Consider the following 24,367-nt stretch of genomic DNA (forward strand, 5'->3'; position numbering starts at 1 on the left):
ATGGAACGTATCCCGATTCTCCAAATGGGCAAGTTCCTGCTGGTGACCATTCAGGTCGACATGCATGACCAGCTTGCCCTCACGTTGCAGGACGACTTGTCCGAGCGCATAAGCAACACTTCGGCTCGCGGTGTGCTGATCGATATCTCGGCGCTGGACATGGTCGACTCGTTCATTGGCCGGATGATCAGCACCATCTCCGGGCTGTCGAAAATCATGGACGCTGAAACCATGCTGGTCGGCATGCAACCCGCCGTGGCGATCACCCTGGTCGAACTCGGTTTGACCCTGCCGGGTGTCAGCACCGCACTGAACGTCGAGCGCGGGATGAAACTGCTGCAGGAACGAGTAGACCGGCAATGACCGTACGCAGCAGCGGTACTCAACCCATCCATATCGAGCAGGATGTCGTGCTCGCACGCCAGACCGCCCGCAAACTCGCCACCGAATGCGGGATGCGCCTGATCGACCTGACCAAAATGGTCACGGCGGTCAGCGAACTGGCCCGCAACACCATGGTGTACGGTGGCGGCGGCGACATGGACTGGCAGATTCTCGATGAAGATCACAAGGTCGGTCTGCGCTTGACGTTCCGTGACGAAGGCCCCGGTATTGCCGATATCAAACTGGCGATGACCGACGGCTGGACCTCCGGCAGCGGTATGGGCCTGGGCCTGACCGGGGCAAAACGCCTGGTCGAGGAGTTCGAACTGGACACCGCGCCGGGCAAGGGCACGCGAATAACGATCACCCGATGGACATGAATATCGCAGGGTCACTGACCCAGGTGCTGCTGATCGAAGACAGCAGCCAGATCGGCCATGCCCGGCGCACCGCGCAACGGCTCGCCGAGCAACACGGTTTTGATGCAACCGATGCCGGGCGGGTGGCGCTGGTCGCCACCGAACTGGCCAGTAACGTGCTCAAACATGCCAGCCGTGGCGAACTTCATCTGCGGCTGTTGCCGCGCCCCGGCGGATTCGGCATCGAGATGCTCGCGGTCGATCGCGCACAGGGCTTTGACCTCGACGCGTGCCTGACCGATGGTTTTTCCACCGGTGGCACCCAGGGTATCGGTCTGGGTGCCGTGGCGCGGCAGACCGAGGTCTTCGATGTGCACGCCGACGCCCGTGGCGCGGTGCTGCTGGCGCGTCTTTATCCGCGCAACGACCGCCAACCGGACTTGCGCTACGGCGTAAGCCAGCACTCGTTGCACAACGACCCGGCGTGCGGCGATACCTGGCACCTGGCGTACAACGGCGCGAATGTCAGTGCGCTGATCATCGACGGCCTCGGCCACGGTGAGGATGCCGAACGCGCGGCCAAGGCCGGCGAACGGGTGTTCGCCGGGACCCCGTTCGCCAGTCCGGTGCTGCTGATGGAGGATATGCACCGCGACATGATCGGCAGCCGTGGCGGCGCAGCCGCGTTCGCCCAGTACAATGCCGCCCGCGACGGCCTGACCTTTACTGGCGTGGGCAACATCGGCGCCAGCCTGCTCACCGCCGACAAGTCGCGCGGGCTGGCCTCGCACCCGGGCATCGTCGGCGGCCAATACCGGAAAGCCCAGCCTTTTGACTATGCTCACGTGAACGGACATCTATTGATCATGTACAGCGACGGCTTGCAGTCCCGTTGGAATCTTCAAGACTACCCCGGTCTGGTGCACCGCCATCCTGCCGTGATAGCCAGCGTCCTGCACCGTGACTTCTGTCGCGGGCGCGACGACGTCACGGTACTGGTCGTTGCCCTGGAGACCGCCCATGGCTGAGTCGCCAATCCTGAATGCCGCCGAACAGGCTGCGCTGATCGCCCGATTGCAGAGCGAGACCGCCGCCCTGCGCGCAGAACTCGACGAGACCAACCAGGGCGTGCTGGCGCTCTATGCCGAACTCGACACCCAGGCAGAGGAGCTGCGGCAGGCCTCGGACCTGAAAAGCCGCTTTTTGTCGTACATGAGCCATGAGTTCCGCACCCCGCTCGGCTCGATCCTCAGCATCAACAGCCTGCTGGCTGACGAACTCGACGGCCCGCTCAGCCCCGAGCAGCACAAGCAGGTGGCGTTCGTCAGCAGCGCCGCGCGTGAACTCAGCGACATGGTCGATGACTTGCTCGATCTGGCGAAGATCGAAGCCGGGCGGATCACTATTTCCCCGGCATGGTTCGACATGTTCGACCTGTTCTCCGCCCTGCGCGGGATGTTCCGGCCGATCGTCGATGCGTCGGCGGTGGACCTGATTTTCGAAGAGCCGGTCGGCCTGCCACGCCTGTACACCGACGACAAAAAACTCGGGCAGATTCTGCGCAACTTCATTTCCAACTCGCTGAAATTCACCACCCGCGGTGAAGTGCGGGTTTCGGCGCGCCTGGAAGGCTCGGACAAAGTACGTTTTGCCGTCAGCGACACCGGGATCGGTATCGCGCCGGAGCTGCACGGTGCATTGTTCGAGGACTTCTCGCAGGTCGACTCGCCGCTGCAGAAACGCCTGCGCGGCACCGGCCTCGGCTTGTCCTTGTGCAAGCGCTTCGCTGCCCTGCTCGGCGGCGAGGTCGGGATGGACAGCACACCGGGGGTCGGCTCGACCTTTTTCGTGATCATTCCGCTGGCGCTCGCTTTGGAGAACGTCGATGAAACGTGACATCCGTCTATTGATCGTCGACGACAACGCCGCCACCCGCTACGCCTTGCGTCGGCGCCTGGAGCGCCATGACTACGAGGTGCTGGAGGCCGGCACTGGCAGCGAAGGCCTGGCGCTGATCGCGAGCGAGCCACTCGATGCGCTGATCCTCGACGTCAACCTGCCGGACATGAGCGGCTTCGACATCGTGCGCATCTTGCGTGCTGATGCACGCACCGCGTTGCTGCCAGTGATCCACGTGTCTGCGGCGTCGATCCAGACCGGCGACATCATCACCGGTCTCGATGCCGGGGCGGATGCCTACCTGATTCACCCGGTAGACCCGGACGTGCTATTGGCGACCCTGCGCACTCTGCTGCGGGTACGCGATACCGAAAACGCGCTGCGCGAGAGTGAGGCCCGCTTCCGCGAGATTTTCGTCAACGTCTCGGCGCCGATTGCCGTGCTCGATGCCAACCTAAAAGTGCATGAATGCAACCACGCCTTCACGCAGATGATTCAAGACAACCGCAACCCGGAAACGCTCAGCGAGTGCTTTGACCAAGACCAGGGCGCGATCCTCAACGAGTTGCGCCTGCGGCTGGTCGATGGCGAGCGCTGGAAAGGCACGTTGAACATGCGCGTACAGGGCGAGGTTCGCGAAACCGAGTGGCAGATTTCGCCGTACCGCACGCCGCAACTGAGCCTGGTATTCGTCGAAGATGTCACCGAGCATCGCCACCGCGAGCGCTCGCACTTGGCACAGCTGGACGACACCACCACACAACTGGCCAAGGAAGTTGCCGAGCGGGTGCGCGCCGAATCGCAGTTGCTGCAAGTGCAGAAAATGGACGCACTGGGCAAGCTCACCGGAGGCATCGCCCACGACTTCAACAATCTGCTGACCGGGATCATCACCAGCCTCGAACTGATCCAGAAACGCATGGCCGATGCGCGTCCGGACAAGGTGCAGTTCTACGCCGAAGCCGCACTGAATTCGGCGATGAGTGCGGCGTCCCTCACTCATCGTCTGCTGGCCTTCGCCCGCCAACAGCCACTGGATACCCGGCCGGTGGACATCAATGAGCAGGTGCGCTCGCTGGAAGAACTGCTGATGCGCACCATCGGCGAACGCATCACTCTCAAGCTTGAACTGACCAACAAACCGGCGATTGCCCTGGTCGACCCGGTGCAGCTGGAAAGCGCGGTGCTGAATCTGGTCATCAACGCCCGGGATGCGCTGCCCCGAGGCGGCAATATCTGGGTCAACACCTATGCCGCGTATTCCCACGGCGACCCGAACATGGCCGATGGTGCGTATGTCGCGCTGTCGGTGCGCGATGACGGCACCGGTATCGAGCACAGTGTGATCGACAAGGTGTTCGACCCGTTCTTCACCACCAAACCGCTGGGCCAGGGCACTGGTCTGGGGTTGTCGACCATCTACGGTTTCGCCCGCCAGTCCGGTGGCGATGCGCACATCCGCAGCGTGGCACGGCGTGGCACCGAAGTGACCATCATGCTGCCGGCGACGAACGACCCGACCGGCGCCGACATCCCGGCGCCGAAGGTGGATCCGCAGGGTGCCGGCGAGCATGTCCTGATTGTCGAAGACATGCCGGCAGTGCGTATGTTCGTCACCGAAGTGCTGGAAGACGCAGGTTATCGCTGCACGCAGGCGGCGGATATCGAAACCGCGCTGGAGCGTTTGCAGAATGATCCGACGATCGACCTGCTGCTGAGCGACGTCGGCCTGCCGCGCATGAGCGGCCGGGAACTGGCGGACGTGGCGCGGGGCTGGCGTGAAAGCCTGCCGATCCTGTTCATGACCGGTTATGCCGAGACCGCGATCAATCGCCAGGTGTTCCTGGGCAGCGGCATGGAAATGCTGGTCAAGCCGTTCCAGATCAGCGAACTGCTGGACAAGGTCCGCCGCACGCTTGATGGTGCCTGATACACCGCCATCAGGTTGCTCGGTTGAGAACACAGACCCTGTAGGAGTGAGCCTGCTCGCGATGGCGTCAGGTCAGTCAATTCATTTCTGGCTGACACTCCGCTATCGCGAGCAGGCTCACTCCTACAAGGGATTGCGGTGTGACATCTTCCGAGTACACCGCAGCCCCCTGTGGGGCCAGTAGGAACGGCGTCGCTATCGGCTCAAGGCCCGGGCCAGAAATGGCGCGGTGCGGCTCTTTTTGCTCGCTGCGACTTTCTGCGGGGTGCCGGCCGCGACGATTTTGCCGCCCTGATCCCCGGCCCCCGGGCCGATGTCGATCACCCAGTCACTCTGCGCCACCACGCGCATTTCATGTTCGACCACGATCACCGTGTGCCCGGCCGTGACCAGCGTATCCAGTTGTTCCAGCAGCCGATCAACGTCTCGCGGATGCAGTCCGGTGGTCGGTTCATCCAGCACATACAGGGTCGCGCCGCGCTGATTGCGCTGCAATTCTGTCGCCAGTTTGATCCGTTGTGCTTCACCACCGGACAACTCCGTGGCCGGTTGCCCAAGCCGCAGATAACCGAGGCCGATGTCACGCAGTACCTCCAGCGAACGACGAATCCCCGGCTGCCCGCTGAATACCTCTACCGCCTCTTCCACGGTCAGTTGCAGCACCTGCGCAATGCTCAAGCCTTGCCACTGAATCGCCAGAGTCTGCGGGTTGTAGCGCGCGCCATGACAGGTCGGGCACGGCGCATACACGCTCGGCATGAACAGCAACTCGACGCTGACAAAACCTTCACCCTCGCAGGTCGGGCAACGACCCTTGGCGACGTTGAAGGAAAACTGCCCGGCGTCATACCCCGCCGCCCGTGCCTCGGGCGTGGCGGCGAACAGTTTGCGCACGTTGTCAAACAGCCCGGTGTAGGTCGCCAGATTCGAACGTGGCGTGCGGCCGATGGGCTTTTGATCGACCTGCACCAGGCGCTTGATCGACTCCAACCCCGCCGTCACCTGACCAGTGCTGGCCTGCGGCGCATCGTCTTCGAGGCTGAGCTCTTCCGGCTCGTCCTCAACCAGCGGCCGCCCGAGTTGCGCGCCGACCAGTTCGAGCAACGCCTGACTGACCAGACTCGACTTGCCCGAACCGGACACCCCGGTGACCGAGGTGAAGCAGCCCAAGGGAAATTCAGCGCTGAGGTTGTGCAGGTTATTGCGGCTGATGCCATCGAGTTTCAGCCAACCGCTCGGCTTGCGCGCGGTGCGGGTCTGCCGCTGGCTCTCGGCAAACAGGTAGGCGCGGGTCTGCGATTCGTCGATCTCGGCCAGCCCGGCCGGAGGGCCGCTGTACAACACCCGCCCACCCTTCTCTCCCGCCGCCGGGCCGACATCGATCAGCCAGTCGGCGCGGCGCATGGTTTCCAGATCGTGCTCGACCACAAACAGCGTATTGCCATCGGTCTTCAAGCGCTGCAAGGCTTCGAACAGCGCCTCGCCATCGGCCGGATGCAGACCGGCGGACGGCTCGTCGAGCACATAGATCACGCCGAACAGTTGCGAACCCAATTGCGTCGCCAGGCGCAGGCGTTGCAGCTCGCCGGACGACAACGTCGGCGTGCTGCGCTCCAGCGCCAGATAACCGAGGCCCAGATCGGTCAGGGTGCTGACCCGCTCCAGCAAGTCCTCAGCGATCCGCTGCGCTGCCAGGCGTTTTTCCAGCGACAGGTTTGGCGTGTGGCGTACGTCCGGCGCACTGGCGTGGCCGCTGGCACCGTGGGCTACGCGCTGCTGGCGCGCCTCGCGGGTTTGCGCATGGCTGAGGGTTTCGCCGCTTTCTTCGGCCTGCTGCAGATAGGTCGCCGCAGCCACGGGTTTCAATACTTCGGCCACTTGCAGCAGTGGCATCTGCGACAGCTCACCGATGTCGTAACCGGCAAAGGTCACCGACAACGCTTCACGCTTGAGGCGCTTGCCGTCGCATAACGGACACGGGCTGCCAAGCATGAACTGCGAAACGCGCTTCTTCATCAGCGCACTTTGCGAGTGGGTAAAGGTGTGCAGGATGTAACGGCGGGCGCCGGTGAAGGTGCCCTGATAACTCGGTTCCATCTTGCGCTTGAGGGCGACCCGGGTTTCCTCCGGGGTCAGCCCGGCGTAGACCGGCACGGTCGGGGTTTCTTCGGTGAACAGAATCCAGTCACGCTGCTTTTTCGGCAGTTTCTTCCAGGGGATGTCGACGTCGATGCCCATGGTCACGAGGATGTCGCGCAGGTTCTGCCCCTGCCACGCCAGCGGCCAGGACGCCACGGCGCGTTGGCGGATGGTCAGGCTCGGATCAGGCACCATCAGCGCCTCCGTCACCTCATAGACCCGGCCCAGACCGTGGCACTCCGGGCACGCGCCTTGCGGGGTGTTCGGCGAGAAGTCCTCGGCGTACAGCATCGGTTGCCCCGGCGGATAACTGCCGGCGCGGGAATAAAGCATGCGGATCAGGCTCGACAAGGTGGTCACGCTGCCCACCGACGACCGTGTGCTCGGCGTTCCGCGCTGTTGTTGCAGGGCCACGGCGGGCGGCAGACCTTCGATGGAATCGACGTCCGGCACCCCGACCTGATCGATCAGTCGCCGCGCATACGGCGCCACCGACTCGAAATAACGCCGCTGGGCTTCGGCGTACAAGGTCGAAAAGGCCAACGACGACTTGCCCGAACCGGATACACCGGTGAACACCACCAGCGCATCGCGGGGGATATCGACGTCGACGTTCTTCAGATTGTGTTCGCGAGCGCCACGCACCCGAACCATGCCGACGGGTGCTTTGGAGGTACGTTTGGAAGTCATGGGCGGGCCTTGATCGGAAAATGTGAGTCGAACACAAAACATGTGGCGAGGGAGCTTGCTCCCGCTGGGCTGCGAAGCGGCCCCAAATCCAGACGAATCAACCCGGCAGGTAAACCGCGGTTCCCGGGTTTACGACTGCTGCGCAGCCGAGCGGGAGCAAGCTCCCTGGCCACAGGGAATCAGGCACTCAGCACCGAGCGAATCATCTGCAACAACGCCTCCGGGCCATACGGTTTGCCCAGCAAATGCGTGTCCGGGCTCAACTGGTGGTTGCGTGAAATGATGTCGCGGGTGTGGCCGGAGGTGAACAGCACCGCCACCGGTGGCGTCTGCACCTTGGCCCAGGCTGCCAGATCGGAACTCTTGATCAGCCCCGGCATCACCACGTCGGTGAAAATAAGATCCACGTCGATCCCTTCCAGCAACATCTGCATCGCCACGTCGCCATTGCCGGCGGTCAGCACGCGGTAGCCTTCCTCGCGCAGCAACTCCACCGCCGAAGCACGCACTGCGTCGTTATCCTCGACCACCAGAATGGTCTCGTGGCCGCCGCTCTGCTGCAGGTCGACGCTCGGCGTCTCATCGAGAACCGGACGCAGGCTGCGCGGAAAGTACAGTTGCACCCGCGTGCCTTCGCCCACGGTGCTGTCGATCTCGACGTGGCCACCACTCTGTTTGACGAAGCCGAACACCATACTCAGACCAAGCCCGGTGCCCTGGCCATCGGCCTTGGTGGTGAAGAATGGCTCGAACACCTGCTCGAGCATTTGCGGCGCAATGCCGACGCCGGTATCGCTGACCACCACCCGCACGAAATCGCCGGCGACGATGCCTTTGCCCACGCAAAAAGTGCTGTCCAGCCGAGTATTAATGGCACTGAGAACAATCGTGCCCTCGCCTTTCATCGCGTCCCGGGCGTTGATCGCCAGATTGAGAATGGCGTTTTCCAGTTGATTGCGGTCGACGTTGATATGCCACGGCTCTTGCGGCAATTGCACGTCGATCTGAATGGTTTCGCCCAATGCGCGCTGCAGCAATTCACCGACGCCGTCGAAGATCTGCCGCGGATCGCACACCGCCGGTGACAACGGCTGGCGCCGGGCAAAGGCGAGCAGTTGCGACGACAGCTTGGCGCCGCGCTCGACCGCCGCCAGCGACGCGCTGACCCGCCGTTGCACGTTGGCATTGTCCGGCTCATGCCGCGCCAGCAAATGCAGGTTGCCGGCAATTACCTGCAGCAGGTTGTTGAAGTCGTGGGCCACGCCGCCGGTCAGTCCGCCGATGGCTTCAAGCTTCTGCGACTGGCGCAATTGCTCTTCCGCCGCCAGCCGGGCATCCACTTCGTTGGCCACCCGCTGCTCCAGGTTGCGCGTGAATTTGAGCAGGGATTCTTCGGCAATCTTGCGTTCATGGATGTCGATCAACACCCCGGGGAAACGAAACGGCGCGCCGTGTTCGTCGAACTCGCAGGCGCCACTGGCGAGCACCCACAGGTAGCTGCCGTCCGCGCGCCGCACGCGGTATTCGGCGTTGTACGGCTCGCCGGTCTGCAGCGAATGACTGACCCGATCATGCACCCACGCCAGGTCGTCCGGATGGATCCGCGACTCATTGACGGATTGCGGCAGGTTGCTCAGGTCCTGATCCGGCGGATAGCAAAAGGTTCGGGCGAAACGCTCATCGGCTGACAGCACATTGTTCTTCACGTCCCAGACGAACGAGCCGAGCAAGGCCCCCGCATTCAGCGCCAGACGCACCCGTTCGTTGTCGGCCCGATAGGCGTCTTCTGCCGCCTGACGCAGGCGCTCGGAGCGCACCAACTCGGTGGTCTCAACCACCATCGCCATCACTCCGGAAGGCACCCCATCATCGTTGGCCACCGGGCTGTAATACAGATCCATCCAGACATCTTCGGGCACGCCATCGCGCAGCAGCACCAGTTCCTTGTTGCGGTAGGACAAGGTGCCGCCCGCCAGACAGGTGTCGACCACATGCCGGTTGAACTCGGCAACTTCCGGCCAACCCAGTTCCACCGGTGCGCCCAGCAGATACGGGTGGCGGCCACCGGCAAACTGCGAGTAAGCGTCGTTGTAGATCATGTAGCCGGCGTGGCCCCAGAGCATGACCATCGGCAAGGGCGAGGCCAGCATCAATTGCACGGTGCTGCACAAGCTGGCAGGCCAGGTGTCGAGCGGGCCGAGTTCGGTGAGGCGCCAGTCGAACGCGCAAATGCGTTCGGCCATCTCGCCTTTCCAGCCGTCACAACCGTGGCTATCGGATAAAAACTGCATCGATTGACTCGGTGTCCTGTGGTGTTTGCCCGATACATCGCGACGGCAGAACGCCGCGACGCCCGTCTGTTTCGAGCCTCATCGGCCGTAATGGTTTCATTAGAGGTATAGCCGATTTCAGACCAGGCCCGGATCAGACCCCGATCAGGTGCTTGAGGGGATGGTAGCCAGTTTTCATCTTCGCCGCGACGTCGAGAATCGCCTTCTCGATGCCGTTCAAATGCGTGCAGGTCAGTTCGATGGCGGCGCTCTGGTCGCCCGCCTCGATGTATTCGATCAGGCGCAGATGTTCGTTGTCACGGCAGGCTTCATGGCTGTCGTCATCCAGTGCAGCGACATACAGCGAGGCGCGGGAAATCAGCTTCTGGAACCAGTCGAGCAGCACCGGGTTGTTGAGGCTGCGCGCCAGTTTGAGGTGGAACTCGCCGAGCAGGTAAATCAGTTGCTCGTGATCGCCTGCCGCGTGGGCTGCGTCCTCCAGTAGCAGGTGCTCGCGCAAGACCTGCATGGCGGCGGTGTCCTTGCGCCGACAGAGTTCGGTGACCATGCCGATTTCGATCAGACGCCGGGTTTCGAACAGCGAGCGGATCTCTTCGTTGCTGGGCAGCGACACCGATGCACCTTTATTCGGCTCGGTGGTGACCAGCCCCTCGGCTTCCAGTTGCTTGAGCGCGGCGCGTACCGACGTGCGGCTGACATTGAACAGTTCGGCCAGGGACGCTTCGCCCAGCTTCATCCCCGGACGCAGCGAACGCTTGCTGATCGCCTGGTAAACCCCTTGGTAGACGCGGTCGACCGTGGTTTCCAGTTTCTTCTCGGTCATTCGAACACTCCTTTAGCCTCGGGCAAACGCGGTGTTGCAGCGTTATTCGCCGTTTGCGCAGATAAGTGTGGCGCAGGATATCGCCTTCGGCGTCGAGATGCAGGGGATACGGGGATTTTTTCGAGGGTGGGGAGGAGCGGTTTTGGCCGCTGCCAAATAACACTGATTAACACATTTCCCTGGTAGGAGTGAGCCTGCTCGCGATAGCGGTGTGTCAGTCACGTTGATGTTGTCTGACAAACCGCTATCGCGAGCAGGCTCACTCCTACAAAGGTTTTTGTGTCGTACCTAAATCAGTCCGTACCGTATTTCGGCGAACGCGGGCCGTACAACAGACCGGCGTGCTGACCGGCCGACAACAGGCGATTGCTCGCCACGCCGGCAATCGGATACCCGGCATCGGTCGAACTGTTGATCACCTGCTTCACCGCGGCAGTGATCAGCATGCCGACCAGGCCGCCACCGCTGTTGTTGCCGCCCTCTTCGCTCGACGCCCGTGCCGAACCGGTCCACAGCGTGGTGCCGGATTTCAGGTCGACCAGCTTGGCGGTGGCGGTTACCGCGGTTTCGCTGCTGATCACCATGTAGCGCGTACCGTACTCGGTCACAGTGATGTACAGCACAGCGTCGGCGCCGAAGATTTCCTTGAGCTTGTTGGCCGGTGCCTGATGAATGTCATCCGGGGTGGTCAGGCCGTTCTGGCGGAAGGTTTCATCCACCAGAGTGATCGGCAGCACGTAGTAACCGGCCTCGGCCAATGGGAACGTCACCTGCGACAGCAAACTGTAGGAAGCCTTGACGTCCGGCGAGGTGTTCAGCGGCGGCAGCACCAGAATGGTCTTCGGCCGTGCCTGCTTGTACGCCGAGTAATCCACGGTTTTCGGCGCGACGCAGCCACCGAGCACGGTCAGGGCCAAACCGGCGGCCAGCAGTTTCAGGGTGCGCGAGATCATTTGGCGTCTCCGGTCTTGGCGTTTTTAAGCAGAAAATCCATGTATGGGCCGGACTCGGGGAACAGCGCTTTCTCGGTGCGGAACTGCTGCACCATCTGATCGTCCTTGCCCATGCTCAGGTACAGCAGGCCCAGGTGCGCGTGGTAGCCCGGCGGCACCGCCTTGCCGGTGGAGCGGATCTTCTGCAGGTCGCGCTCCAGCACTTCGGCCTGGGCTTCTTTCGGCTCTTCGCCTTTGAAGTATTCGTAGACCTGCGGTTGGTAGTCTTCCCACTGGTACAGGGTTTTCGGGCTGCTGCAACCGGCCAGCAAAGCGCTCGCGGCCAGCGTCAGGGCCAGCAGCGACCGCGACAAAGTCAGATTCATGGGTGTTGCTCCTTGCAATGAATAACGATCAGTTGCCCGGTTTCCAGGCACCGGCGTTCATGCCATCGACCAGACGATTGATCGCCTCGCGCATGGCCAGATCGAGGACTTTGCCGTTGAGGGTGGAGTCGTACGCAGCGGTGCCGCCGAAGCCGATGATTTCGCGGTTGGACAAGGCGTATTCGCCGGCGCCCTGGGTCGAATACACCACTTCGGAGGTGCTGATATTGACGATGTTCAGGTTGACCTTGGCGTAGGCGACCTGGGTCTTGCCACGGCCGAGAATGCCGAACAACTGGTGGTCGCCGGTTTCCTTGCGGCCGAACTCGGTGACGTCACCGGTGACCACGTAGTCGGCGCCCTTGAGGCGCTGGGCCTGGCCCTTGATCGCCGCTTCCTGCTGGATCTCGCCCATGTTGTCGCGATCCAGTACCGAGAAACGGTTGGTCTGCTGCAAGTGAGTGATCAGGATGGTCTTGGCCTGGCCGCCGAGACGATCAACGCCATCGGAGAAGATCCCGCGCATGTAGCTGGAGCGGTTATCGAACTTGCCCACCGCCATCGGCACGCGAGCACCGGTCCATACTTGCGTGGCGCTCTCGACCTTGGCCACCGGCAGTGCGCGGGAGCTTTCGGTGGCGCACCCGGCAAGGGAGCTGGCGAGGGTGCCGAGCACGGCAATCGCAACGCCTGAGACCAACATCCGGGAGATCATTCTCACTGTGCATTCCTTCTGAAAAAAACGGTGTGTCCCGGCACGGCAAGGCGGTGGGGAGCGGAAAAGGGGCGGCATTATGACAAAGTGCCACCATTGGTGACAGAGATTTTTGACGTCAATCAATTGGCTTGTTTGGACGCACACAAATCCCCCTGTGGGAGCGGGCTTGCTCCGGGCGGCGTTCCGACGAAAGCGGTGTGTCAGCCACTTATTTGCCAACTGACACACCGTCTTCGCGAGCAAGCCCGCTCCCACAGGGGGGGGGATATGTGGTGTTCTGGGGTTTAGTGAAAGTCGCGGCTCTGCACGCGGATGCCATCGAGCAACGGAGTCAGATCGCTCAATCGCCCGGCGATCAAATGCCGCACTTCGCCCTCCCGCTCCCAGCGGCCATCGACCTTGAGCAATTGCGAGCCGACCAGCACCTGACGCTGGCGCTCGGCCAGATCGCGCCAGACCACCACGTTGACGTTGCCGAACTCGTCTTCGAGGGTGACGAAGGTCACGCCGCTGGCAGTGCCCGGTCGCTGCCGCCCGGTGACCAGCCCGGCGATGCTCACCGGCCGACCATGCTCGACGTCCAGCAACTCCTGAGAGCTGCGGCAACGCCGCGCCTTCAGTTCGCCACGCAGCAGCGCCAGCGGATGCGGCCCCAGCGTGGTGCCGATTGTCGCGTAATCGGCCTGCAGGTCCTCGCCGACACTCGGTTTGGGTAGCAGCACATCGGGTTCTTCCTGACTTGGCAAACCGGCAAACAGGCCCAGCTGTTTCTGCACCCCGGCCACTTCCCAGCGCGCGCGGTGCCGATGCCCGGCCATGCCACGCAACGCGCCGGAGTCTGCCAATAATGCCTGGGCGCGACTGTCGAGCGCGGCCCGCTCGCCCAGATCGGCGACATCGGCAAACGCCCCCCGCGCCCGCGCCGCTTCGATGCGCCGGGCGTCGTCCTCGCGAAAGCCCTTGATCATCCGCAGGCCCATGCGAATCGCCGGTTGCGCGCCGCTGATCGGCTCCAGACTGCAATCCCAGTCGCTGGCACGCACGTCCACCGGACGGATCTGCAACTGATGCCGACGGGCGTCCTGAAGGATCTGATCCGGGCTGTAGAAACCCATCGGCCAGCTGTTGATCAACGCGCAGGCGAACGCCGCCGGTTCGTGGCACTTGAGCCAGCAACTGGCGTAGGTCAGCAAGGCAAAACTGGCAGCGTGGGATTCGGGAAAGCCGTAACTGCCGAAGCCCTTGATCTGCTCGAAGATCTGCGCGGCGAATTCCTCGGTGTAGCCGTTTTTCTTCATACCGGCGGCCAGCCGTGCCTTGTGCGGTTCCAGCCCGCCGTGGCGTTTCCACGCGGCCATCGAGCGGCGCAACTGATCGGCCTCGCCGGGGCTGTAGTCGGCGGCGACGATGGCGATCTGCATCACCTGTTCCTGAAACAGCGGCACACCGAGGGTGCGTTTGAGCACCACTTCAAGATCCGGCGAGGGATAGGTTTCCGGTTCTTCCTTGTTACGCCGGCGCAGGTACGGATGGACCATCCCGCCCTGAATCGGCCCCGGGCGGACGATCGCCACCTCGATCACCAGATCGTAGAACTTCGCCGGTTTCAGGCGCGGCAACATCGACATCTGCGCCCGCGATTCGATCTGAAATACACCGATGGTGTCGGCGCGGCTGATCATCTCGTAGGTCGGTTTGTCTTCAGCAGGAATCGTCGCCAGGCTCAGATCCAGATGCCGATGACGACGCAGCAAGTCGAAGCAGCGACGGATCGCACTGAGCATGCCGAGGGCGAGGATATCGACCTTGAGCAGCCCGACCGCATCGAGGTCGTCCTTGTCCCATTGAATGATCGTGCGCTCGGCCATGGCGGCGTTTTCCACCGGCACCAGCGTATCCAGCGGCTGCTCGGAAATCACGAAGCCGCCCGGGTGTTGCGACAGGTGTCGGGGGAAGCCGATCAGTTGCCCGGTCAGGCTCAGCACCCGACGCAGCACCGGGCTGTCGGGGTCGAAGCCGCCTTCGAGCAAGCGTGCCAGCGGCGGTGTTTCGTCGCTCCAGTGGCCGCAGCAATCGGCCAGTGCATTGATCTGATCCGGTGGCAGCCCAAGCGCCTTGGCCACGTCACGCACCGCCCCGGCAGCGTGGTAGGTGCTGACCACTGCCGTCAACGCCGCCCGCCGCCGGCCATAACGGCGAAACACGTATTGCAGGACTTCTTCGCGACGCTCGTGTTCGAAATCGACGTCGATGTCCGGCGGCTCGTTGCGCTCTTTCGACATGAAACGCTCGAACAGCAGCGTGGTGCGATCCGGATCGATCTCGGTGATGCCCAAGGCAAAACACACCGCCGAGTTGGCCGCCGAACCACGGCCTTGACAGAGGATCTGCTGATCGCGGGCGAAACGTACAACGTCGTGCACGGTGAGGAAGTAGCTTTCGTAGCCGAGCTCGGCGATCAGTTTCAGCTCATCGTCGATTTGCTTGAGCACTTTGGCCTGCGGCCCTTTTGGCCAGCGCCAGGCAATGCCTTCTTCGGTCAGTTGGCGCAACCAGGAACTGCCGGTGTGCCCCTGCGGCACCAGCTCCTTCGGATACTGATAGCGCAACTCGCTCAGCTCGAAAGTGCAGCGCCGCGCCAGTTGCACCGAGGCGTCGAGCAACGCCGGCGGATAAAGCTCACGCAACACCTCGAGGCTGCGTAGATGCCGCTCGCCGTTGGGGTGCAGGCGCAATCCGGCCTCGGCCACCGGGACGTGATGGCGGATCGCGGTCATGGTGTCCTGCAAGGCGCGCCGCCCACGGGCGTGCATGTGCACGTCGCCGCTGGCCACGGCGGCGATCTGCAGTTGCTCGGCCAGACTCAGCAGTGCCGCCAGCCGCCGCTGATCGTCCTGCCCGCGATGTAGCTGCACCGCCAGATACAGACGCTCGCCGAAGGTCTGTTTCAGCCAACGGCCCTCCTCCACGTCATCGATGCTGTCCGGCACCCACACGGTGAACAACCCCGGCAGCGGCTCGCTGAAATCCTCGCGCAGCACCTGGTACTGGCCCTTCTGCGTACGCCGCCGGGCCTGAGTGATCAAGCCGCACAAGGCCTGATAGCCCGCAAGATTCTCCACCAGCAGCAGCAGTTTCGGGCCGTTGTCGATGCGTATTTCGCTGCCGATGATCAGCGGCAGCTCTACCGATTTCGCCGCTTGCCAGGCCCGGACGATCCCAGCCAGGGTGCACTCGTCGGTGATCGCCAGCGCCTGATAACCGTGTTTTTTCGCCCGCTGAAACAGCTCAAGGGCACTGGAGGCACCGCGCTGGAAACTGAAGTTCGACAGGCAGTGCAGCTCGGCATAGCCGTGGTTCATGCAAACCAGCCTTGCAGCCACAACGGCCCGCCCTCGCCCACGGCTCGATAGGCCCAGCCCTGCTGACCGGCGCGGTTCTGGATCAGGTAGTAATCGCGGCGCACATCGTCTCCGTCCCACCAGCCGGATTCGATGCGCTCCGGGCCCATGAGAATCCGCGCCGAACCTTCGGCCACGCTCTGCGGTTCGCCGAGCAGCCAACCCGGACGCTGCACGCTCGGCAAACCGCTGCAACGCTGCTTGTCGACGCCGTTCTGCCACGCACATTCGGGGCGGTGGTCGGCCTGAAAGCGCAGGCCCTGCACCGCGTCATCGCCGAGCCGTGCACGCAGACGTTCGCGCAATTGCTCCCAAGGCAAGGTCTGTTGCGGACGGTCATCGAACAGTTCCTGAAACTGCGGCACGAAACTCGGCAGGTCTTCGGCACGCAGGCGAAAGCCGCGCACCGGGGCCTCGACCTGGACTTGCTCCAGTCGCCCGCGGGCCAGTTCGAAGAGCATCGCCGGATCGCGCTCGGCGCTGAGCAGGCCGACCTTGATCAGCGTGTCCGGCAGCCCGGCGTGCTCCAGATGCAGGTCGAAACGCTGCACGCCGCTGTCACGTCCGCAGAGGAACGCCGACAGGTCAGCGGTCAAGCGGCGTAACGGGAACAACAGCGCCTGATGGGATTGCACGTCGAAATTCAGTTCGATGCGCACATCGAAACGATCCGGCGGCAGATAGAACGCCAAGGCCAGCGGCCGTGCGCCGAACAACGTGTCGAGATGCTTGAGCATCGACGCCTCGAAGCGCCGGGCCAGGGCCTGACGCGGCAGGCTCTGCAGCTGGTTCAGGTTGCGCAGACCCATGCGCGTCAGCGCGGTGGCGACCTGCGGCTCCAGCCCGACACGGTCGACGGGCAACTTTCCGAGGTGATGCTGCAGGGCCTCACCGTCAGGTACCACCAGACCGTCGTAGGCGTTGGCCAGCACCCGCGCCGCCACCGGATTCGGTGCGGCGACGATGCGATGGCGAAAGCCCAGCTCGGTCAGTTCCTTGCGCAGCCGCGCTTCGAACTGCGCCCAGGAGCCGAACAGGCCCAGGCTCGACTCGATCTCGAACACCACGGTACGCGGATAATGCACGCTGACCTGCGCGCTGAAACGATAGGCCCACGCGGCGAGAAACTGCTGCCAGTGCTCGACCTCGGCGAGGTCGTAATCGGCGGTGGCAAAACCTTTGCTCAACGCTTGTGCGGCGGTCATCGACTGGCCGGCGCGCAAGCCTAGTTGACGCGCAGCCGGATTAACTGCTTGCAAGACTCGGCGCTGGGCCGGGCCACTGAGCAGCACCAACGGCTCAGCAGGATCGGCACGCTGACGCAGCACCGCGTCGAGGGCCAATTGCGGGAACAGAATACACACCCAGCGCATGACGACCTCAGTGCCCCACGGTAAACGCAATCGGCGCGGTGCGCGCCAGCCCGCCACGGCACTTGAGCACGCGCAACTGCGCCGGTCTGGCGTCGATGGCAATGCGCAACGCGGCCGGCGACGGGTTGATCGCCTCGCTCAACGGGCGCCAGGCAAACGCCAGGGTCTGGCCGGTTTCCGCCGCCACCTGCAAACGCCGCAACGCTCGGTCATCGGCCTTGTGCGGCCAGCACAGCACCGCGCCGCAACTGCCGGAACGCAGGCATTGTTCCGCCGCCCACAAGGCATCGCGTTCGCTGGCCTGGATTACCGACAATTGACGCAGATCGACCCCGGCGTTCGCCCACGCCTGCGGGTACGGTACGAACGGTGGCGCTACCAGCACGATGCGCTCGCCCGCCGCCGACAGCCGCGCCAGCGTCGGCCACACCAGTTGCAACTCGCCAACCCCGGGCCCGGCCAGGAGGATTTCGCTCAGCGCCGCTTCCGGCCAGCCACCGCTGGGCAGTGCCGCATCCAGCGCGGCATGCCCGGTGGGTTGCGGGCTGGCAGCCGGCGGCGCAGGCCGGCCCTTCCAGACCTGGCCGCCATTGAACAGCGTATCGAGTGCAACGACGGCGCCCATCAGCCTTGCCTCACCAGACCGCAGAACACCCCTTCGATGGCCAGGTCCTGATCATCGCGCACGACAATCGGCTGGTACGCCGGGTTGCGCGGCAGCAGGCGCACTGTAGTGCCGACACGTTCGAAGCGTTTGATCGTGACTTCACCGTCGAGGCGCGCCACCACGATCTGCCCGTTGAGCGCTTCGGGATTGCGCTTCACTCCCACCAGATCACCGTCGAGAATGCCGTCCTCGATCATCGAGTCGCCCTGCACCCGCAACATGTAGTCGGGCGCACGGGAGAACAGCGCGGGATCAAGCATCAAGCGGTTATGGATGTCGGCATCGGCACCGATCGGAGCGCCGGCAGCGACCCGGCCGAGCACCGGAATGTCCAGCAGCTCCGGCCGCGCGGGTTGCCCGAGCAGGCGAATGCCCCGGGCCTGATGCGGGTTGACCTCGATAAACCCGGCTTCGGTGAGCGCCAGCACGTGCTTGCGCGCCACGCTGCGCGAGGCAAAACCAAAAGCCTCGCTGATTTCAGCGAGGCTTGGGGGCTGACCGTGTTCGGCGATGCGTTCGCGGATAAAGGTCAGGATGGCGGTACGGCGGGGAGTCAGGTTTGTCATGGAGTACATTTGTACTCCTGTGGGATTTTACTGACAAGCACCGCCAGTCGGCCTGGGCCGGCGATCCACAAAAATCAAAAGATCGCAGCCTGCGGCAGCTCCTACAGGGGAACGGGGCGTCAGTTGAGGCCGCGTTCGGCGAGGAAGGCGGCGATGTAATCGATGAACGCCACCACTTTAGCCGTGGCCCGTCGATGGCTGGGGTACACCGCGAGAATGTGCGGGCCGAAGGTGTCGGGGTCGATTTCATAGTCAGCCATGACTCGCACCAGACGCCCGTCGGCAATGTACGGCGCGGCGCTCCACAGCGGCGTGTGCAGCAAACCGCGTCCGGCCAACGCGCTGGCCAGCAGCAGGTCGTAATTGTCGCTGCGCAAGCACGGCGCCGATGGCTGCGCCAGGCTCAGGCGCTGGCCGTCGCGCTCGGCCCACCAGAACTCGCGACTGAGCAACGGGTGCTGATACAGCAGCCATTCATGCTGTTCGAGGGTTTGTGGGGTGACCGGCAAACCCTTGCGCGCCAGATAGTCCGGGCTGCCGCACAACGCCAGCCGATTGCTGCCGACCACCCGGGCGATCAGCCCCGGCAGGTCGTCATGGCCCTCGCGCAAGGCCAGGTCGTAGCCGCTTTCCAGCAGATTGACGAACGCGTCGCACAGGTCCACTTGCAGGCTGATCTGCGGGTATTGCTGCAAAAAGCCGTCGCACACCTGATCGAGAAACGCCCGCCCGTACGCCAGCGGTGCGGTGATTTTCAGGCTGCCGCGCAGACCGTGCTGCAACTGCTCGATTTCCTCGCTGGCCTCCTCCAGTCGCTGCAACACCAGCCGCGCGGTTTCCAGATAGACCTGGCCGATTTCGGTCAGCAGAATCCGCCGCGTACTGCGTTCGAACAGCCGCGCGCCAAGTTCCGACTCCAGATGATTGACCGCTTTGGTCAGGGCCGAAGGTGTCTTGCCCAGTTGCTCGGCCGCGCGGCTGAAACTGCCAAGTTGCGCGGTAACCACGAACATTTTCAGTGCACCCAACTTGTCCATGCTTTTTCCATTCAGGCAAAAACGTTTTTCGTGAGGGAGGCGTTCTGTCGGCCAGTGTCAGCCACTAATCTGGCCATCAGACGCAATAACAAGGAAATCTTCAATGAAAAGATTCATCCCGAGTCTGTTGGTGAGCGCGATAAGTTTTGCCTCGATGGAAGCCATGGCCGCCACCGATCTGGTGCTGGTCAACGGCAAGATTTTCACCGCCGACCGCTCGCAACCAAAGGTGCAGGCGCTGGCCGTGGAAAACGGCAAGGTGCTGAAAGTCGGCAGCGATGCGCAGATCAAGGCGCTGATCGAACCCGGCACGCAGGTGATCGACCTCGGCGGCAAGACGCTGATGCCAGGCTTGATCGACAGCCATTCCCATGCGATTTTCGGTGGCTTGGAAATGGTCTCGGCCAACATGGAAGACGAAGTCGTCGCCCTCGACGAACTGGAAAAACGCCTGCGCGGCTGGCGTGACGACGGCAAGGCCAGACATGGCGATGTGCTGAGCATTGCCGGCATGAGCTCAGCGTACTGGGCGCAGGCCGAAGCGCTGGGCAAGACCTTCAACCACGGCGAGTGGGCTGACGTGCCGGTGGTGTTCACCGGCAGCGATCACCACACCGCGTGGGCCAACAACGTGATGCTCAAGCGCGCCGGCATCGACGCGGCGTTGCTCAAGACCCTGCCCGCTGCTGAACAAGACACCATCGGCAAACTGGCCAGCGGCGAGCCCAATGGTTTTCTGGTCGATGCCGGCTGGGACCGGGTCGCCGCGAAAATGCCGGTGCCGAGCCCGGCCGATATGCTCACCGCAGCCAAATCCGCGGTGCGCTTCAACAACAGCCTCGGCATCACCGCGTGGATGGACCCGGCCGCCAACGCCGCACCGGGCGAGGCCGTGTTCGCGCTCAAACCCACCGAGAAAACCGTCGGCGTGCTGCCGGCTTACAAAGCGCTGTCGGAAAGCGGCGACATGAGCGTGCACGTCGCAGCGTTGCTGGTCGCCAACCCGAAAAGCCTGCCGGCCGATCTCGATACGCTGGATAAGGTGCGCCAGCAATTTCAGGGCATCCCCAACCTCACCCTGCCCGGAGTCAAGATCTTCGCCGACGGCGTGATCGAGTACCCGGCGCAGAGCGCGGCGATGATCGACCCGTACCGCAACTCGCACAAACAGGGCGAACTGCTGATCGATCCAGAGCATTTCGGCGAACTGGTCAGCGCCATCGACCAGCGCGGCTGGCTGGTGCACATCCACGCCATCGGCGACCGTGCGGTGCGTGAATCACTCAATGGCATCGAACGTGCGCGCAAGGATCGGCAGAGCGGCATCACTCACTCGATCACGCACCTGCAGATGGTCAACCCGAAAGAGTTCGCCCGCTTCAAGCCGCTGAACGTGATCGCTTCGATGCAACTGCTGTGGGCCAGCGCCGACGACTACACCACCGACATGATCAAGCCCTACGTCAGCGCCCTCGCCTTCCGTTATCAATACCCGGCGCACTCGCTGCTGAAACAGGGCGCGACGATTGCCGGTGCCAGCGACTGGCCGGTGTCGTCGCCCAACCCGTTCAACGCCATGGCCCAGGCCATCACCCGCGTCGGGCCGCTGGGCGTGCTGAATGCCGACGAGCGTCTGGATCGCGAAAGCATGTTTTACGCCTATACCCTCAACGCGGCGCGCACGATTGGCCTGGAGAAGCAGATTGGCTCGCTGACGCCGGGCAAGCAGGCGGACTTCATCGTGGTCGATCGCGACGTGTTCAGCGTCGACGAAAAAGCCCTGCATGACACCCAGGTTCTGCAAACCTGGTTTGGTGGGCGTCAGGTCTACACCGCCACCCCATAACAACAGGCCCCCCCTCGCTTTTGTGGGAGGGGGCTTGCTCCCGAAGGCGTCCGGTCAGCAAACATTTCGATACCTGACCCACCGTCTTCGCGAGCAAGCCCGCTCCCACAGGGACTTTCACCCTACCCAAGCATTTCCACTGCATTTTCCAGCCCCCATAACAATCACAACACCGGGACTTCACATGAAAGCCTTGCCCCTGTTCGCCCTCGGTTTTTCCAGTTTGCTGCCCTTGAGCAGCTAAGCGATCCCCCTGAACGACGATTTCGCCGTGCTGGTCGACCTGACCCTGGCCAGCGACTACCGCACCCGCGGCATCTCGCAAACCCAAAATGACCCGGCCGTGCAGGCCGGTCTGACCTTGGCCCATAGCAGCGGCCTGTACGCGGGTGCCTGGAGCTCCAACGTCGATTTCGGCGGTGGCCTGAAAACCCGGCAGGAAGTCGATTACTACGCCGGCTGGCTGTGGCAGGCCACCGAGGATGTCAGCCTCGATCTGGGTTACCTCAAGTACGCCTATCCCAAGGAAAGCCAGTTCAACCAGAGCGAGGTCTACGGAATTCTCGGCGTCTACGGGGTGAAGCTGGCGGCGTATTACTCCAGCGATGCGCCGGGGATCGACAGCAAGCAGAGCTCGCTCTACACCTATGTCGGTTATGAAACCGAGTTGCCGTTCGATTCGGGGCTGAAGCTGCGTTACGGCAACATGGATTTCAAGGACCCGCACCTGTACTCGGCGTCCGGGCATGGCGAGGACAGTTATCGGGAGTGGGAGGTCAAGCTGACGCACAACCTGGCCGGAGTGGTGTTGGGCCTGAGCTATATCGATACCGATCTGTCGCAGAGCCAGTGCCTGAGTAACTGGGGGTTCAAGGATGTGTGCACCGCAATGGTGGTCGCCAGCCTGAGCAAATCCTTCTGACCCACCAAAATACCCACTGTAGGAGTGAGCCTGCTCGCGATGGCGGCGTGGCATTCAACAACGATGTCGGCCGACCCACCGCTATCGCGAGCAGGCTCACTCCTACAGGGTTTTGCGTTGACCTGAGTGTTTGTTACAGGATGTTTACGAAATTTTTACTATTGTTCTTCTACAGTTACGCGCGTTTCCGCGCGTGATCTATTCGAGTAGAGGAATGTCTGTAATGGCTTTGGGCAAAGGACTGCGTTTACCGTCCATCACTTCAACCCGTCTGGTGCTGCTGTTTTCCCTGGCACTGGTGGCGCTGTACAACCTGGCGACCTGGAAGGCGCTGGGTACGCTGATCACCCTGCAAGGTGCACACAAACTGGCGTTTTTCGCTTCGTTCGGCCTGTTCCTGTGGGCGGCGATCACCCTGCTGCTGACCCTGGTGTCATTTCGCTGGACGCTGAAACCGGCGCTGACTGTGGTGGCCCTGCTCTCGGCCTGCGCTGCGTATTTCATGAACGAATACGGGATCACCATCGACACGGTGATGATCCAGAACGTGTTCGAAACCAATCCCGGCGAAGCCGCTGCGCTGTTCAACGGCAAACTGCTGGCTTACGTGTTGCTGCTCGGCGTGCTGCCGGCGGCGTTGATCTGGCGCTGGCCGGTGCGTTATCGGCCGTTCTTTCGCGGCCTGCTCAACAAGCTGCTGGTGATTGCCGCGTGCGTGCTGGTGATCGGCGCCTCGGTGGGCGCGTTCTATTCGACCTATGCGCCGATCTTCCGCGAAGAAGACAAGCTCACCCACTTCATCAACCCGACCAACTACATTTACGCCATCAGCAAATACACCAAGCAGCGCCTGGGCATCAAAAAGCACTTTGTGGTGCAGGCTATCGGTGAAGACGCGGTGATGAGCGCCAAAGCCGCCAGCCGCGAGAAGAAGTCGCTGATGGTGTTTGTGGTCGGCGAAACCGCCCGCGCCGATCATTTCTCGCTGAACGGCTATGCGCGCGAGACCAATCCCGAGCTGAGCAAACTGGACATCCTCAACTTCACCCAGGTGCACTCCTGCGGCACGTCCACGGCAGTGTCGGTGCCGTGCATGTTCTCGATGTTCCCGCGTGAGGACTACAGCGACAAGAAAGGCAAAACCTACGAAGGCCTGCTGGATATCCTGCAACGCGCCGGCGTGCAAGTGCTGTGGCTGGACAACAACAGCGACTGCAAAGGCACCTGCCTGCGCGTGCCGCACCGCGACATCGCGAAGAACCAGCCGGGGCCGTTCTGCGACGGCAACAACTGCCTCGATGAGGCGCTGCTGGCCGACCTGCAAAGCTACATCGACAGCCTCAAGGGCCACGCGATCATCGTGTTGCACGCCGACGGCAGCCACGGCCCGGAATACTACGAGCGCTATCCAAAGGAAATGGAACGCTTCAAGCCGATCTGCCACACCAACCAGTTGGGCAGTTGCAGCCGCGATGAACTGGTCAACGTGTACGACAACACGATCCTCTACACCGACCACTTCCTAGCCAAGGTCATCGAGTTGCTCAAGCGCAATCAGGACTCACTGGACACCTCGATGCTGTACGTCTCCGACCACGGCGAATCGCTGGGTGAAAACGGCCTGTACCTGCACGCCGCGCCCTATGCGTTGGCGCCGGAAGCGCAGACGCATGTGCCGATGGTGATGTGGTTTGGCAACAACACGCTGGCGCAACTGGGCATTGATCGCGATTGCCTGCAAGGCAAGACCGGGCAGCCGGATCTGAGCCATGACAACCTGTTTCATTCGGTGCTGGGGTTGTTCGAGGTGAAGACCGCGCTGTATCAGCCGGGGCTGGATGTGTTTCGCGGGTGCCGGCCAGCCATGACGGCCGGGCAGTAACCCGGAGTTGCACCTATACCCTTGTAGGAGTGAGCCTGCTCGCGATAGCGGTGTGTCATTCAACAATGATGTCGGCTGATACACCGCTATCGCGAGCAGGCTCACTCCTACAAGGGGCTGTG

19 protein-coding genes are annotated in these 24,367 nt (G+C 62.8%); 8 read left to right on the top strand and 11 right to left on the bottom strand.

Features of this window, described 5'->3' with window-relative positions:
• From V3W27_RS05205 to V3W27_RS05225, 5 genes are read left to right on the top strand one after another with little or no spacing between them, the layout of a single operon-like run.
• Nucleotides 1–363, top strand: a complete 363-nt coding sequence (locus V3W27_RS05205; protein ID WP_095136273.1) for an STAS domain-containing protein — start codon at nucleotides 1–3, stop codon at nucleotides 361–363.
• Nucleotides 360–764: an anti-sigma regulatory factor gene (locus tag V3W27_RS05210; RefSeq protein ID WP_027613681.1), complete on the top strand. Its 405-nt coding sequence runs from the start codon at nucleotides 360–362 to the stop codon at nucleotides 762–764. Before V3W27_RS05205 ends, V3W27_RS05210 begins: the two co-directional genes overlap by 4 nt.
• Nucleotides 761–1,771 (top strand): ATP-binding protein, encoded by a 1,011-nt coding sequence (locus V3W27_RS05215; protein WP_330206260.1) that lies wholly within the window; start codon nucleotides 761–763, stop codon nucleotides 1,769–1,771. The genes V3W27_RS05210 and V3W27_RS05215 overlap by 4 nt, the downstream gene beginning before the upstream one ends.
• Complete coding sequence (locus tag V3W27_RS05220) at nucleotides 1,764–2,639, top strand: sensor histidine kinase (RefSeq protein ID WP_103367863.1); 876 nt, start codon at nucleotides 1,764–1,766, stop codon at nucleotides 2,637–2,639. The genes V3W27_RS05215 and V3W27_RS05220 overlap by 8 nt, the downstream gene beginning before the upstream one ends.
• Complete coding sequence (locus V3W27_RS05225) at nucleotides 2,629–4,572, top strand: response regulator (protein ID WP_183780216.1); 1,944 nt, start codon at nucleotides 2,629–2,631, stop codon at nucleotides 4,570–4,572. Before V3W27_RS05220 ends, V3W27_RS05225 begins: the two co-directional genes overlap by 11 nt.
• Nucleotides 4,573–4,767: 195 nt before the next feature.
• On the opposite strand, the gene V3W27_RS05230 is transcribed toward V3W27_RS05225, so the two are convergent.
• The 11 genes from V3W27_RS05230 to V3W27_RS05280 form a co-directional block, all read right to left on the bottom strand.
• Entirely contained in the window at nucleotides 4,768–7,401 is a 2,634-nt protein-coding gene (locus tag V3W27_RS05230) for an excinuclease ABC subunit UvrA (protein WP_330206081.1), read from the bottom strand.
• 179 nt (nucleotides 7,402–7,580) lie between these two features.
• The gene (locus tag V3W27_RS05235) at nucleotides 7,581–9,692 is read right to left on the bottom strand and encodes an ATP-binding protein (RefSeq protein WP_330206082.1); all 2,112 of its coding nucleotides are present in this window, start codon (nucleotides 9,690–9,692) and stop codon (nucleotides 7,581–7,583) included.
• Nucleotides 9,693–9,825: 133 nt separating this feature from the next.
• Nucleotides 9,826–10,515: a GntR family transcriptional regulator gene (locus V3W27_RS05240; RefSeq protein ID WP_027613675.1), complete on the bottom strand. Its 690-nt coding sequence runs from the start codon at nucleotides 10,513–10,515 to the stop codon at nucleotides 9,826–9,828.
• 293 nt (nucleotides 10,516–10,808) lie between these two features.
• Entirely contained in the window at nucleotides 10,809–11,468 is a 660-nt protein-coding gene (locus V3W27_RS05245; protein ID WP_330206083.1) for a DUF799 domain-containing protein, read from the bottom strand.
• Entirely contained in the window at nucleotides 11,465–11,833 is a 369-nt protein-coding gene (locus tag V3W27_RS05250; protein ID WP_003225593.1) for a DUF4810 domain-containing protein, read from the bottom strand. Before V3W27_RS05250 ends, V3W27_RS05245 begins: the two co-directional genes overlap by 4 nt.
• Before the next feature lie 28 nt (nucleotides 11,834–11,861).
• Nucleotides 11,862–12,548 carry a CsgG/HfaB family protein gene (locus V3W27_RS05255; RefSeq protein WP_177439976.1) on the bottom strand — a complete coding sequence of 229 codons (687 nt, stop codon included), beginning with the start codon at nucleotides 12,546–12,548 and terminating at the stop codon, nucleotides 11,862–11,864.
• Nucleotides 12,549–12,835: 287 nt separating this feature from the next.
• Entirely contained in the window at nucleotides 12,836–15,934 is a 3,099-nt protein-coding gene (locus tag V3W27_RS05260; RefSeq protein ID WP_330206084.1) for an error-prone DNA polymerase, read from the bottom strand.
• Nucleotides 15,910–17,325, bottom strand: a complete 1,416-nt coding sequence (locus tag V3W27_RS05265; protein WP_330206085.1) for a Y-family DNA polymerase — start codon at nucleotides 17,323–17,325, stop codon at nucleotides 15,910–15,912. Before V3W27_RS05265 ends, V3W27_RS05260 begins: the two co-directional genes overlap by 25 nt.
• Before the next feature lie 7 nt (nucleotides 17,326–17,332).
• Complete coding sequence (gene imuA / locus V3W27_RS05270) at nucleotides 17,333–17,950, bottom strand: translesion DNA synthesis-associated protein ImuA (protein WP_204896457.1); 618 nt, start codon at nucleotides 17,948–17,950, stop codon at nucleotides 17,333–17,335.
• Nucleotides 17,950–18,567, bottom strand: a complete 618-nt coding sequence (gene lexA, locus V3W27_RS05275) for a transcriptional repressor LexA (protein ID WP_095136295.1) — start codon at nucleotides 18,565–18,567, stop codon at nucleotides 17,950–17,952. Before lexA ends, imuA begins: the two co-directional genes overlap by 1 nt.
• A gap of 110 nt (nucleotides 18,568–18,677) precedes the next feature.
• A complete protein-coding gene (locus V3W27_RS05280) occupies nucleotides 18,678–19,595 on the bottom strand; it encodes a LysR family transcriptional regulator (RefSeq protein ID WP_330206086.1) in 918 nt (305 codons plus the stop codon).
• A 103-nt stretch (nucleotides 19,596–19,698) separates the two neighbouring features.
• On the opposite strand from V3W27_RS05280, the gene V3W27_RS05285 reads away from it, so the two are divergent.
• The 3 genes from V3W27_RS05285 (at nucleotide 19,699) to V3W27_RS05295 (ending at nucleotide 24,245) form a co-directional block, all read left to right on the top strand.
• A complete protein-coding gene (locus tag V3W27_RS05285; protein ID WP_330206087.1) occupies nucleotides 19,699–21,441 on the top strand; it encodes an amidohydrolase in 1,743 nt (580 codons plus the stop codon).
• Between the two features lie 247 nt (nucleotides 21,442–21,688).
• On the top strand, nucleotides 21,689–22,363 hold the full coding sequence (locus tag V3W27_RS05290; RefSeq protein ID WP_330206261.1) for a TorF family putative porin: 675 nt from the start codon (nucleotides 21,689–21,691) through the stop codon (nucleotides 22,361–22,363).
• A 223-nt stretch (nucleotides 22,364–22,586) separates the two neighbouring features.
• Nucleotides 22,587–24,245 carry a phosphoethanolamine transferase gene (locus V3W27_RS05295; protein WP_330206088.1) on the top strand — a complete coding sequence of 553 codons (1,659 nt, stop codon included), beginning with the start codon at nucleotides 22,587–22,589 and terminating at the stop codon, nucleotides 24,243–24,245.
• Nucleotides 24,246–24,367 lie beyond the last annotated feature (122 nt).

The sequence above is a fragment of the Pseudomonas sp. AM14(2022) genome, from assembly GCF_036346455.1.
Taxonomy (GTDB): Bacteria; Pseudomonadota; Gammaproteobacteria; order Pseudomonadales; family Pseudomonadaceae; genus Aquipseudomonas; species Aquipseudomonas putida_A.

Bases quoted from the DNA above. Each gene is read 5' to 3' on its own strand.
- V3W27_RS05205 (WP_095136273.1), top strand. From the start codon at position 1: ATGGAACGTATCCCGATTCTCCAAATGGGCAAGTTCCTGCTGGTGACC.
- V3W27_RS05210 (WP_027613681.1), top strand. From the start codon at position 360: ATGACCGTACGCAGCAGCGGTACTCAACCCATCCATATCGAGCAGGAT.
- V3W27_RS05215 (WP_330206260.1), top strand. From the start codon at position 761: ATGAATATCGCAGGGTCACTGACCCAGGTGCTGCTGATCGAAGACAGC.
- V3W27_RS05220 (WP_103367863.1), top strand. From the start codon at position 1,764: ATGGCTGAGTCGCCAATCCTGAATGCCGCCGAACAGGCTGCGCTGATC.
- V3W27_RS05225 (WP_183780216.1), top strand. From the start codon at position 2,629: ATGAAACGTGACATCCGTCTATTGATCGTCGACGACAACGCCGCCACC.
- V3W27_RS05230 (WP_330206081.1), bottom strand. From the start codon at position 7,401: ATGACTTCCAAACGTACCTCCAAAGCACCCGTCGGCATGGTTCGGGTG.
- V3W27_RS05235 (WP_330206082.1), bottom strand. From the start codon at position 9,692: ATGCAGTTTTTATCCGATAGCCACGGTTGTGACGGCTGGAAAGGCGAG.
- V3W27_RS05240 (WP_027613675.1), bottom strand. From the start codon at position 10,515: ATGACCGAGAAGAAACTGGAAACCACGGTCGACCGCGTCTACCAAGGG.
- V3W27_RS05245 (WP_330206083.1), bottom strand. From the start codon at position 11,468: ATGATCTCGCGCACCCTGAAACTGCTGGCCGCCGGTTTGGCCCTGACC.
- V3W27_RS05250 (WP_003225593.1), bottom strand. From the start codon at position 11,833: ATGAATCTGACTTTGTCGCGGTCGCTGCTGGCCCTGACGCTGGCCGCG.
- V3W27_RS05255 (WP_177439976.1), bottom strand. From the start codon at position 12,548: ATGATCTCCCGGATGTTGGTCTCAGGCGTTGCGATTGCCGTGCTCGGC.
- V3W27_RS05265 (WP_330206085.1), bottom strand. From the start codon at position 17,325: ATGCGCTGGGTGTGTATTCTGTTCCCGCAATTGGCCCTCGACGCGGTG.
- imuA (WP_204896457.1), bottom strand. From the start codon at position 17,950: ATGGGCGCCGTCGTTGCACTCGATACGCTGTTCAATGGCGGCCAGGTC.
- lexA (WP_095136295.1), bottom strand. From the start codon at position 18,567: ATGTACTCCATGACAAACCTGACTCCCCGCCGTACCGCCATCCTGACC.
- V3W27_RS05280 (WP_330206086.1), bottom strand. From the start codon at position 19,595: ATGGACAAGTTGGGTGCACTGAAAATGTTCGTGGTTACCGCGCAACTT.
- V3W27_RS05285 (WP_330206087.1), top strand. From the start codon at position 19,699: ATGAAAAGATTCATCCCGAGTCTGTTGGTGAGCGCGATAAGTTTTGCC.
- V3W27_RS05295 (WP_330206088.1), top strand. From the start codon at position 22,587: ATGGCTTTGGGCAAAGGACTGCGTTTACCGTCCATCACTTCAACCCGT.